This is a genomic window from Microbacterium sp. HMWF026 (assembly GCF_003061325.1).
Taxonomy (GTDB): domain Bacteria; phylum Actinomycetota; class Actinomycetes; order Actinomycetales; family Microbacteriaceae; genus Microbacterium; species Microbacterium testaceum_E.
Window position 1 is genome coordinate 1,457 of record NZ_QAJB01000217.1, and the last position, 10,539, is coordinate 11,995.

Sequence of the window (10,539 nt, forward strand, 5' to 3'; positions counted from 1 at the left end):
GCCCGAGAGCGTTCCCCCCGTCACGGCCGGGGCGGCCACGAGCAGGGCTCCGAGAGACGCGATGCCGGCGAGGGTCGAGACGGCCCCCGAGGTCAGGCCCTGCGCGCCGCCCCCGCGGACGACGGCGCGGCGCAGCGCGGCATCCGCCCGGCGGACGCGATCGCGCGCGGCATCCAGGGCTCCATAGGCGGTGAGGACGTCGAGGTTCGTCAGCAGGTCGTGCACCCCGTCGGCGACCGCGGCGCGAAGCGGCGCCAGCGAGCGCTCCGCGCGCGCACCGGCCGCCCATCCGAGGACCACGGCGGCGCCGAACGCGGCGACCAGGCAGGCGAGCAGCACGAGCGCGGCGGGCCACGAGATCAGCGCCGTGAAGACCACGGCCGCCACCGCCGTGATCGCGGCCGTCACGAGCGGCAGCACCATCCGCAGGGGCAGGTTCTGCAGCTCCTCGACGTCGTCGACGACGCTCGACAGCAGGCCGCCGCGGCTCGACCGCGCGAGACCGTCGGGCGCCAGGGGGACGAGGTCGCGGACCAGGTCGGCGCGCACCCCCGCGAGCTGATGCAGCGCGGCGTCGTGCCCGCTCAGGCGTTCGAGATAGCGGAACACCCCGCGCGACAGTGCGAAGGCGCGCACGCCGACCACGGCCATCGACAGGTACATCACCAGCGGCTGCTCGGCGGCCCGCGCGATGAGCCAGGCGCTCGCCGCGAGCAGGGCGACCGCGCTCGCCGCCGTGCCGAACCCGGCCAGCAGAGCCGGGGCGAACCGCCGCCGCGACGGAAGGGCGGAGCGCAGGATGCCGCGCACCCGGGCGTTCACGAGCGCACCCCGCGGGCGAGGGGGAGGGGCTCGTCGACGTCCCCGGTCGCTTCGGCGGGCGCGGGGGCCCCGCTGGGCTCCGTCCCCTCGCCGGGCTCGGCGACCTCGGTCGAGAGCGCGACCACGCGGTCGGCGATCGCGCGAGCCGAGCGACGGTGCGAGACCAGCAGCACCGCACGGCCGGCGTCGGCCTCGCGGCGCAGGGTGGTCCACAGGTGCGCCTCGGTCGTGGCATCCAGGGCGCCCGAGGGCTCGTCGAGCACGAGGATCGCTGCCCCCGTCGTGCGCGCGCGGTACAGGGCGCGCGCCACCGCGACGCGCTGGGCCTCACCGCCCGAGAGCCCCGCACCGGACGCGCCGAGCGGCGTCGCCGGATCCAGCAGGGCCGCACCGGCGTCGGCCAGCGCCGCGGCGACCCGCTCGGGATCGTGGGCCACGCCCAGGGCGACGTTCTCGGCCACCGTGCCCGCGATGAGCCCCGGACGCTGCCCGGCCCAGGCGACGGCATCGCGCGCGTGCGCGACCGCGACCCCGTCGAGCCGCACGGTCCCGTCGTACTCGGCGAACCCCAGGACCGCGGCGATCAGCGACGACTTGCCCGCTCCGCTCGGTCCGGTTACCCACACGACCTCGCCCGGTGCGACCGACAGCGACACCGGCGGCAGGGCACGAGCCCCGCGACGCACGGCGACCCCCTCGAGCGCGAGTGCTCTCCCGCGGGCGGGGGCGGCGGCATCCGTCCCCCGGTCCCCGCGGGCGGCGTCGAGCGTGTCGAAGATCTGCTCCGTCGCGGCCACGCCCTCGGACGCCGCGTGGAACTGCACGCCCACCTGTCGTAGCGGCAGGTACGCCTCGGGCGCGAGCAGCAGCACGAACAGTCCGACCAGCAGCGACAGATCGCCGGCGAGCAGTCGGAACCCGATCGTCACCGCGATGATCGCGACCGAGATGGATGCCAAGAACTCCAGCGCGAAGCCCGACAGGAACGACACGCGCAGCACCGTCATCGTCTCGCGCTTGTAGTCCCGGGTGACCGCTTCGATCGAGTCCGCCGCGCGGTGCTGGCGTCCGAAGGCCGTGAGCGTGCCGAGCCCGTCGACGGTGTCGGCGAAGCGGGCGGCGAGACGGCCGAGCGTGGCGTACTGCTTCTGCTGCACGCCCCGGGTGGCCAGGCCGATCAGCACCATGAACAGCGGGATGAGCGGGATCGTCAGCACCACCGTCAGGCCCGACAGCGGATCGGCGAGCGTCATCGCGCCGATGAGGATCGGCATCATCACGGCCGTGGCCACCAGCTGTGGCAGGTAGCGGCCGAAGTAGGCGTCCAGCGCGTCGAGGCCGTGCCCTGCCGTGACGGCGAGGGTGGCGGCGTTGCGCGCACCGAGCCAGCGCGGGCCCAGACGCGCGACGGCCGTCACGAGGGCCTCGCGCAACTGTCGAGACGCCGAGGCCGCGCCGCGCGCCGACGCTCGCTCCGAGGCGGCGATCAGCAGACCCCGCAGGAGGGCGAAGGATGCCGCCGCCCCCACGTATCCCCAGAGCTCGCCCACCGGCCGGCCCTCGATCGCGCCGACCAGCGCGGTCGTGAGCGTCCAGGCGAACCCGACGATCACGCCCGTCTGCGCCAGCACGATCGCCGCGGTCACGGCGAAGAAGCCGCGCGAGGCGGTGGCGTACCGCAGCAGTCGGGGGTCGACGGGTTTCATGACGCGGGACTCAGTGCGCGACGAGCGCGGCCTTCTCGATGCGCGCGCGGGTCACGCGCTTGCGGAACACCCAGTAGGTCCACCCCTGGTACGCGAGGATCAGCGGCAGGAAGATGAGCGCGGCCCAGCTCATGATCGTGAGCGTGTAGTCGGTGCTGGAGGCGTTGTCGATGGTCAGGCTCGCGCCGCCCGCCAGGGTCGAGGGCATGACGTTCGGGAACAGGGCGAAGAACAGCGCGGCGACCGCCGCGACGATCGTGACGGCACCGAGGGCGAAGGCGGTGCCCTCGCGGTCGCGCAGGTTGGCCACCCACGACCCGATCAGGGTCAGCGCGGCGACACCGGCCAGGGCGACCACGCCGAGCAGCAGGGGCGCCTGCGCGTTGGCGGCGTTGACGATGGTCCAGCCCAGGAACAGCGCGGCCAGGGCGATCGTCACGGCCCCCGAGCGGGCGGCCAGACGCCGCGCGTCGGCGCGGACCTGTCCGTCGGTCTTCAGGGCGACGAAGTACACGCCGTGGGTGAAGAACAGCGTCAGGGTCGTCAGGCCCCCGAGGATGCCGTAGGGGTTCAGCAGCGTCAGCACCGTGCCGGCGTATTCGTGGTCGGCATCCAGGGGCACTCCCTGCACGATGTTGGCGAACGCCACACCCCACAGGAACGCGGGCACCGCGGAACCGCCGACGATCATGCGATCGAACGAGCGCTTCCAGCGCAGCGAGTCGCGCTGGTGGCGGTATTCGAACGACACTCCGCGGGCGATGAGCGCGAGCAGGATCGCGAGCAGAGGCAGGTAGAACCCGCTGAAGAGGGTCGCGTACCACTCGGGGAACGAGGCGAACAGCGCCGCTCCCGCCACGATCACCCACGTCTCGTTGAGGTCCCACACGGGACCGATGGTGTTGATGATCTGCCGGCGGGCGATGTCGTCCTTGCCGAGGAACGGAAGGGACATGCCGACGCCGAAGTCGAACCCGTCCAGGACGAAGTACCCGACGAACAGGAAGGCGACGATCCAGAACCACAGTTGCGCGAGATCCATGATGAGCTCCTAGTAGACCGTCGTGGGGGTGTTCTCGATGGAGTCGTCGTGCTCGGCATCCGGGTCCGGCAGGGGGTCGGGGCCCTTCTGCGCGAACTTCACGATCAGACCGAACTCGACGATGGCGAGGCTCAGGTAGACGAGGGTGAAGGCGACCAGCGAGATCAGCACGCTCCAGCCCGGGACGCTGGGTGAGACGCCGTCCTGGGTGAGCATGAGGCCGAAGACGATCCAGGGCTGGCGGCCCATCTCGGTGAAGACCCACCCGACCAGGCTGGCGAGCATGGGCAGGGGAGCGGCCCAGATCGCCACGCGCCACATCCACGGCGCGACGGGGCGGGTGGCCTTCTTGCGCGTGACCCACAGGCCCGCGACGCTGACCAGGGCGGCGATGCCGCCGAGGGCGATCATCCACCGGAAGGCCCAGTAGGTGACCCACAGGACGGGGGCGAAGTTGCCGTCGACCTGGTCGGCGAACTGCGGGAACATCTGCTGGCTGTAGAGCGTGTTGAGGTCGTTGATGCCCTCGACGCAGCCGTCGAGCGAGTGCGTCGACAGGATGCTGAGCAGGAACGGCACGCGGATGCTGAACAGCTCGCTCGTACCGTCGGGGGTGCCGAGGGTGAAGATCGAGAACGACGCGTCCTGCCCGCAGACGGTGTTGAACGTCGCCTCGGCCGCGGCCATCTTCATCGGCTGGGTCGCGACCATCACCAGGCTGAGCTGGTCGCCTACGATCGCGACGAGGATGAACGACACGAGCGTCGACCAGAGACCGAAGCGCAGGGTCTTGCGCATCATGTCGGTGTTGCGCCCGCGGGCCATGTGCCAGGCCGAGACGGCGACGACGACCATCGCGGCGAACATCCAGCCCGCGAAGATGGTGTGCGGGAACGCCGCCAGCGCCACGGGGTTGGTCAGCATGGCCCAGAAGTCCACGAGTTCGGCGCGGTGGCCGTCCGCCGACATCTGATAACCCACGGGGTTCTGCATGAAGGCGTTCGCGGCGATGATGAAGTAGGCCGAGAGGGTCGCGCCGATCGAGGCCATCCAGATGCTCGCGAGGTGGGCGAGGCGCGGAAGCTTGTCCCAGCCGAAGATCCACAGGCCGATGAAGGTCGCCTCGAGGAAGAAGGCGAGCAGCCCCTCGAAGGCCAGCGGAGCCCCGAAGACGTCTCCGACGAAGCGGGAGTAGGCGGACCAGTTCATGCCGAACTGGAACTCCTGCACGATGCCGGTCACCACGCCCATGGCGAAGTTGATCAGGAAGATCTTGCCGAAGAAGCGGGTGAGGTGGAGCCACCGCACATCGCCGGTGCGGTACCAGGTGGTCTGGAAGATTGCGACGATCAGCGACATGCCCAGGGTCAGCGGCACGAAGAGGAAGTGGTAGAGCGTCGTCAACCCGAACTGCCAGCGGGCGAGGGCGAGGGGGTCGAGCCACTCCATCGGGAGCCTCCGATCGAACCGGATTATGTGGTCAGACCACATGGTACGCCGGGGTCGCGAACCGCCGCCGGTCGATCATTCGCCGTCGAAGCACCTGCGCCGTCTACCCTGGGGCTTACCGAGGAAGTCATTTTCGTCACACCGGTCCGGAGGCCGAATGTCGGTGCGTCAGAGCCTGCTCGCGATCCTCGATCGCGGTGCGTGCTACGGCTCCCAGCTGCGCGCGGAGTACGAGCGGCGAACGGGTGCGCGCGTCAACGTCGGGCAGGTCTACACGACCCTCGAGCGCCTCGAGCGGGACGGGCTCGTCGAGGGCGCGGGCGTCGACGACGAGGCGCGCGTGCTGTGGCGCCCCACGGCCGCCGGTCGGGACGCCGCCCGCGAGTGGCTCTCGACGGCCTCGCTCGCCGAGGGGCGCGACGAGGTCGCTCTCAAGATCGCGCTCGCGGTGACCCTTCCCGGCGCGGACGTCGACGGCATCCTGTCCGTGCAGCGCGCGGCGGTGCAGCACGCGCTGGCGTCCACGGCGGGAGAAGAGGGGGATGCCGTCTCGCTCGCGATCGTGCACGCCGCGCGCCGCGCACGGCTCGAGGCCGACCTGCGCTGGCTCGACGAGGTGGAGCGGATCGTCGCCGGCGTCTCGCCCTTCGGTCTGTCGGAGGAGCGCCCGCGTCGGGGCCGCCCCGCGAGGTCCGCCGTCTGACGCGACCGTTTCGTGCGACTAACGCCGTCCCGCCGCCGCGTCAACCCCGTCGGCACCGATGCGGCACTGACGCACAGTGGGGGATATCCGGTAGACCCAAGGAGTCCCACATGGTCATGGAAGCGCCCCTCGGTCGCCCGGTTACGCGTCGTGACATCCTCTCCGCCACGGCGCCGGCCACGGCGATCAGCGAGATCCCCTGGACGCGCATCGACCCCGACCTCTACGAGGTCGCCCGCGCGGGCGAGGTGTGCGGCTACGTCGAGGTCGTGGGCGCCGTCTTCGTCGCCCTCGGGGGAGCGCGTTACGACCGCGCCGTCGAGATCTCGCAGCACCTGACCTTCCACTCCGCGGTCGACGTGCTCGTGCGTCGCGCGCGCTGAGGCGAGGTTCGACGCGTCGCGCGTTCGCTGCACGCTGCGCCTGGCGGACATCTCCGCATCGTCCCCCGCGGCAGTAGGGTCCTATCGAGACCGGAACCCGACGGTCGCGAAAGGTGTCGTCTCATGGAACTACGCCAACTGGAGCACTTCGTGGCGGTCGCCTCGGAGAAGCACTTCGGCAACGCCGCGCTCGATCTGCGCATGTCGCAATCCGGCCTCTCCGCCTCGATCCGCGCTCTGGAGTCCGAGCTCGGGGTCGGCCTGTTCGTCCGCAGTACGCGCCACGTCGCCCTGACCCCCGCGGGGGCCGCGCTGCTGCCCGAGGCACAGGCGCTCCTCGCGGGAGCGGGGGCCGCCAAGGCCGCGGTGAACGCCGCCTCGGGCGAGTTGGGCGGTGTCGTCCGCGTCGGCACCGAGTCGTGCCCCGGCGTGGTCAAGCTGGCGAACGAGCTCGCCGTGTTCCGCGAGCATCATCCCCGGGTCGAGATGCGCCTGCGGGTCGACGGTTCGGGCCCCCTGCTGACGCAGGTCGCGAACGGACGAGTGGATGCCGCGATCGTGGTGCCCACCGAGGCCGCGCCGGCGTCCATCGAACTGTCGCCGCTCGGCCGCGAGCCCCTCGTCGTGCTCAGTCACCGCTCGCGCCCCTTCGTGCAGCGCGGACACGTCGCCCTCGACGACCTGGTCGACGAGACGTTCGTCGACTTCCAGGAGGGCGCGTCGTCGCGGGTGCTGACCGCTCGCGCGTTCGAGGAGAGGGGTCTGGCCTACCGCCCCGACCTCGAGGTCAACGACGTGCACACCCTGCTCGACCTCATCGACGTCAACCTCGGCATCGCAATCGTCCCGCAGGCGATCGCCAGGAAACGCGCCGTCGACTTCGCCGCGACGCCGATCGCGCACCCCATGCCCGTCTGGGAGGTCTGCGTGGCCGTGCGCGTCGGCGCGAACCCGGCCACGCGCGCGCTGCGCGATCAGCTCCGCGCGCAGGCGGTCGGCGTGCCCGAGGCGGTCGAGGAGCTGACCCCGGTCGATTGAACGATCCGCTCGATGAATGCCTTCGTTCCGCCCTGTTGGACGCGGCCGCGGGCCGTCCTCCAGGGTGGGTGACGTGCGGCGCGGTGCCGCGCGAACACGGAGGAACACATTCATGGAGAACCGCGGGATTCCCCGTCTCGGACGCGACGTCTCGGTCGTCGGCCTCGGAACCTGGCAGCTCGGAGCGGACTGGGGCGACGTCTCGACAGAGGACGCTCTGTCCGTCCTGGATGCCGCCTACGACAGCGGAGTGCGGCTGTTCGACACGGCCGACGCGTACGGTGACGGGTCCAGCGAGAAGGTCATCGGCGAGTTCGTGCAGTCGCGCGGCTACGACGACATCGTGGTGGCGACCAAGATCGGTCGCCGCGTCATGCCGCAGCGCGCCGACATCTACACCCTCGACAACTTCCGCGCGTGGGTCGACCGCTCGCGCGAGAATCTGCGGGTCGACACTCTCGACCTCGTGCAGCTGCACTGCCCGCCGACCTCGGTGTACGCCGACGACGAGGTCTTCGACGCTCTCGACACCCTCGTCGACGAGGGGCGGATCGCCGCCTACGGCGTGAGCGTCGAGACCCGCGCCGAGGCACTCGCCGCCATCGCTCGTCCGCGCCTGGCCACCGTCCAGTTGGTCTTCAACGCCTTCCGCCAGGGTCCGCTGACCGAGGTGCTGCCGGCGGCGTCCGCCGCGGGGGTCGGACTGATCGCCCGCGTCCCGCTCGCGAGCGGACTGCTGTCGGGCAAGTACGACGAGAACACGACCTTCGCGGCCGACGACCACCGCACCTACAACCGGGACGGCAGCGCCTTCGACATCGGCGAGACCTTCGCGGGCGTCGATTTCGCGACGGGTCTCGAGGCCGTCCGTCGCCTGGCCCCGCTCGTGCCCGAGGGGGTCACGATGGCGCAGTTCGCGCTGCGCTGGGTCATCGATCAGGTGGGCATCAGCACCGTCATCCCCGGTGCGCGCAACGCCGCCCAAGCGCACGCGAACGCCGAGGCCGCCGCTGCCGCTCCGCTGTCCGCCGAGGTGCAGGCCGACATCGCCGCGGTCTACGCCGAGCTCATCGCGCCGCAGATCGGCGACCGGTGGTGATCCAGGGTGCCGAGGTGGCGTCGACGTCGCCGAGCGGTCTGAACGTCCGCGTCGTCGTGCGTCGCCACCCCTACGGACACCTGCTCGACGCCGAGGCGTTCGCGCAGCTGCTGTGGGAGCTCGGCGCGCACCGCGCGGAGAGCATCCGGGCGCATCACGCACTCGACGCGGCAGAGGCACCGCGCGGCGTCTACCCGCGGGACTGCCTGGCCATGGTCGTGATGGATCCGACGGTGGGTCCGTGGGTCGACAACGTCGACGCGGTCATGGCCGCGATCGTGATCGGCGAGGGTGACTACTTCCTGCCGAACGCGGCGGCGAAGGCCGGAGGACATCGCCGCGTGGGCTACGACTACGGCGAGGCCTACATCACCGATCCCCACCTGGTGGCCCACGGCGGTTTCCGCCACGGTCACTCCGCCCGCATCCGGGGGGTCGTGGTGGGGGCGAGTGCGCTCAACCCCGACCAGGACCTGTACGAGTCCGCGCAGCTCGCCGCGCAATTCGTCGCCCGTATCGGCGACTTGCACGACGACTGGACGCAGCGGGCCGGTTTCGGGGAGTGGTTGTCGGAAGGCGACATCCCCAACGCCGAGACGCGGGCCATGGTGCGGTTCGCGCAGCGGCTGTAGCGGTTTCCCCCAGCGCGGACCTTCTCCCCGTCTCGGTGCCCTCCCCCGGCTCCCCCAGCCGTGGCGGGGAGGAGGTCCGCTTCTTCTCGACCCGGTCCTCACCGCGAGAGGCGCGGTGGCACCGGCTACGCGTCGACGGGGAGCGGGTCGGTGCGATCACGGTGCGAGCGTGTAGCCCGCCTCGTCGATGGCGGCGGCGATGGCGTCGTCGTCCGCGGGGCGGCTCGTGGCTACGCGAACGGTCGAGACGGCCCCTTCGTGCAGGTCGACATCGAGCACCTCGACGCCGTCGACGGCGTTGAGCTCCTGCGTGACCGCGCTCACGCAGTGGGCGCACGTCATCCCCTCGACGCGGAGCTCTCGGGTGGTCGCCGACGACGTGGCGGCCGAGGTCGTCGCGGCGGCGCCACCGCCGTGCCCGCAGCCGCACGCGTCGCCGCATCCCCCGCTCCGGGGGGTGGATGCCGTGAGGCCGAGGTCGATGCGCTGTTCGGTCATGGGGTCTCCTCAGGATCGGACCAGGCGCGCGATGGCCTGGTTGGCTTCTTTGAGCTTCTCTTCGGCGACGGGGCCGCCCTGCGAGGCCGCTTCGGCGACGCAGTGGGAGAGGTGGTCGTCGAGCAGAGACAGGGCGACGTTCTCGAGCGCCTTCGTCACAGCGGACACCTGGGTGAGGATGTCGATGCAGTACTGGTCGTCGTCGACCATGCGGGCGATGCCGCGCACCTGTCCCTCGGCGCGGCGCAGGCGCTTGAGAAGGTCCTCTTTGTGGCCCTCGTATCCGTGCATCCCGTCAGCATACCCCCACGGGGTATGCCTAGCACCGTCTCGCGAGGTGTCAACCCCCTCGGCTCCGGCCGGTTCATGACGGATGGTCGAACCATCAGGAGGTCGACATGCTCTTTCGTCGTACCGGTGGTGGTCGGCGATGACCACCGAACCTTTCCCCACCGGACCACACCGCCCCGTGCGCATCCCGCACCTGCCCCCGTTGCGCTCGCAACGGCGAGAATCGAAGGATGACGCGAACACTGGCGCATCTGCCGGGCGCCGCCCGGAGACTGTGTCTCAGCCGAAGAAACGGCGAGATCTGCACGCGTGAGGACGGTCACCGCGGTCTGCATCATCGCACCGGGGGACGACTGCTGTGGAGCGATCTGCAGGCCGACCCGCCCGCGTGCGCCGGGGCGGGCACGCCGGCGGCTTCGGCCCCCGCCCTGCCGGACGGATTCCCGCACGGACGGGCGGTGTGCCCGGTGTGCTGGGCGTTCGTGACGCTCGACGAGAACGACGCGCTGTCGGCGCACGACTCGTGGCGGGGCGACGAGTCGCGCGCCGAAGCCGATCAGCGTCGCGAGTGGTTCAACGCGTACGGGTGGTGAGCAGCGACGCCCGCCCGTCGACCACCTCGACGATCTCGTCGAGAGCGTCGCGGTGCACGAGGTCGTGCGTGACCAGCAGCGTCGCGGTCCCGCGCTCGCGGGTCAGCCGCGCGATCAGGGCCATGATCTCGGCGCCGCGGGCGGTGTCCAGGGCACTCGTGGGCTCGTCGACCAGCAGCACGCGCGGGTCGTGGACGAGGGCGCGCGCGATCGCCACGCGCTGACGCTGGCCCCCCGACAGCTGCGCCGGACGTCGGTCGCCGACGTCGGCGAGGCCCACGGC

13 protein-coding genes are annotated in these 10,539 nt (G+C 71.4%); 6 read left to right on the forward strand and 7 right to left on the reverse strand.

From position 1 onward, the window contains the following. The 4 genes from DBR36_RS18310 to DBR36_RS08930 form a co-directional block, all read right to left on the reverse strand. The coding region (locus DBR36_RS18310) for an ABC transporter transmembrane domain-containing protein (protein ID WP_258222669.1) at window positions 1-822 on the reverse strand (822 nt) is incomplete at its 3' end. Beyond that, entirely contained in the window at window positions 819-2,528 is a 1,710-nt protein-coding gene (cydD, locus tag DBR36_RS08920; RefSeq protein ID WP_108318654.1) for a thiol reductant ABC exporter subunit CydD, read from the reverse strand. The genes DBR36_RS18310 and cydD, both read right to left, overlap by 4 nt. A gap of 10 nt (window positions 2,529-2,538) precedes the next feature. Then, the gene (gene cydB / locus DBR36_RS08925; protein ID WP_108318656.1) at window positions 2,539-3,570 is read right to left on the reverse strand and encodes a cytochrome d ubiquinol oxidase subunit II; all 1,032 of its coding nucleotides are present in this window, start codon (window positions 3,568-3,570) and stop codon (window positions 2,539-2,541) included. 9 nt (window positions 3,571-3,579) lie between these two features. Next, the gene (locus DBR36_RS08930) at window positions 3,580-5,019 is read right to left on the reverse strand and encodes a cytochrome ubiquinol oxidase subunit I (RefSeq protein ID WP_108318658.1); all 1,440 of its coding nucleotides are present in this window, start codon (window positions 5,017-5,019) and stop codon (window positions 3,580-3,582) included. A gap of 157 nt (window positions 5,020-5,176) precedes the next feature. Here DBR36_RS08930 and DBR36_RS08935 point away from each other — a divergent pair, with 157 nt between their 5' ends. From DBR36_RS08935 to DBR36_RS08955, 5 genes are all read left to right on the forward strand, one after another. Then, the gene (locus tag DBR36_RS08935) at window positions 5,177-5,722 is read left to right on the forward strand and encodes a PadR family transcriptional regulator (RefSeq protein ID WP_108318660.1); all 546 of its coding nucleotides are present in this window, start codon (window positions 5,177-5,179) and stop codon (window positions 5,720-5,722) included. Window positions 5,723-5,832: 110 nt separating this feature from the next. Next, window positions 5,833-6,105 (forward strand): hypothetical protein, encoded by a 273-nt coding sequence (locus DBR36_RS08940; RefSeq protein ID WP_108318662.1) that lies wholly within the window; start codon window positions 5,833-5,835, stop codon window positions 6,103-6,105. 123 nt (window positions 6,106-6,228) lie between these two features. Then, window positions 6,229-7,143, forward strand: a complete 915-nt coding sequence (locus DBR36_RS08945) for a LysR family transcriptional regulator (protein WP_108318664.1) — start codon at window positions 6,229-6,231, stop codon at window positions 7,141-7,143. A 112-nt stretch (window positions 7,144-7,255) separates the two neighbouring features. Next, the gene (locus tag DBR36_RS08950; RefSeq protein WP_108318666.1) at window positions 7,256-8,242 is read left to right on the forward strand and encodes an aldo/keto reductase; all 987 of its coding nucleotides are present in this window, start codon (window positions 7,256-7,258) and stop codon (window positions 8,240-8,242) included. Next, complete coding sequence (locus DBR36_RS08955) at window positions 8,236-8,874, forward strand: hypothetical protein (protein WP_219927635.1); 639 nt, start codon at window positions 8,236-8,238, stop codon at window positions 8,872-8,874. The genes DBR36_RS08950 and DBR36_RS08955 overlap by 7 nt, the downstream gene beginning before the upstream one ends. Before the next feature lie 156 nt (window positions 8,875-9,030). Here DBR36_RS08955 and DBR36_RS08960 read toward each other — a convergent pair whose 3' ends face one another. Both DBR36_RS08960 and DBR36_RS08965 read right to left on the reverse strand, forming a co-directional pair. After that, window positions 9,031-9,372, reverse strand: coding sequence for a heavy-metal-associated domain-containing protein (locus DBR36_RS08960; protein ID WP_108318668.1), 342 nt, complete (start codon window positions 9,370-9,372; stop codon window positions 9,031-9,033). Window positions 9,373-9,381: 9 nt separating this feature from the next. Next, window positions 9,382-9,663, reverse strand: coding sequence for a metal-sensitive transcriptional regulator (locus tag DBR36_RS08965; protein WP_108318670.1), 282 nt, complete (start codon window positions 9,661-9,663; stop codon window positions 9,382-9,384). Window positions 9,664-9,893: 230 nt separating this feature from the next. Between DBR36_RS08965 and DBR36_RS08970 the strand changes: the two genes are divergently transcribed. Continuing rightward, entirely contained in the window at window positions 9,894-10,256 is a 363-nt protein-coding gene (locus tag DBR36_RS08970) for a hypothetical protein (RefSeq protein ID WP_258222672.1), read from the forward strand. Here the strand turns inward: DBR36_RS08970 and DBR36_RS08975 are convergent. Continuing rightward, window positions 10,237-10,539, reverse strand: a 303-nt coding sequence (locus tag DBR36_RS08975) for an ATP-binding cassette domain-containing protein (protein ID WP_146185294.1), incomplete at its 5' end; no start/stop codon positions are given. The two genes, DBR36_RS08970 and DBR36_RS08975, sit on opposite strands and share 20 nt — an antisense overlap.

Coding starts and splice junctions, on each gene's coding strand:
- cydD (WP_108318654.1), bottom strand. CDS start 2,528: ATGAAACCCGTCGACCCCCGACTGCTGCGGTACGCCACCGCCTCGCGC.
- cydB (WP_108318656.1), bottom strand. CDS start 3,570: ATGGATCTCGCGCAACTGTGGTTCTGGATCGTCGCCTTCCTGTTCGTC.
- DBR36_RS08930 (WP_108318658.1), bottom strand. CDS start 5,019: ATGGAGTGGCTCGACCCCCTCGCCCTCGCCCGCTGGCAGTTCGGGTTG.
- DBR36_RS08935 (WP_108318660.1), top strand. CDS start 5,177: ATGTCGGTGCGTCAGAGCCTGCTCGCGATCCTCGATCGCGGTGCGTGC.
- DBR36_RS08940 (WP_108318662.1), top strand. CDS start 5,833: ATGGTCATGGAAGCGCCCCTCGGTCGCCCGGTTACGCGTCGTGACATC.
- DBR36_RS08945 (WP_108318664.1), top strand. CDS start 6,229: ATGGAACTACGCCAACTGGAGCACTTCGTGGCGGTCGCCTCGGAGAAG.
- DBR36_RS08950 (WP_108318666.1), top strand. CDS start 7,256: ATGGAGAACCGCGGGATTCCCCGTCTCGGACGCGACGTCTCGGTCGTC.
- DBR36_RS08960 (WP_108318668.1), bottom strand. CDS start 9,372: ATGACCGAACAGCGCATCGACCTCGGCCTCACGGCATCCACCCCCCGG.
- DBR36_RS08965 (WP_108318670.1), bottom strand. CDS start 9,663: ATGCACGGATACGAGGGCCACAAAGAGGACCTTCTCAAGCGCCTGCGC.
- DBR36_RS08970 (WP_258222672.1), top strand. CDS start 9,894: ATGACGCGAACACTGGCGCATCTGCCGGGCGCCGCCCGGAGACTGTGT.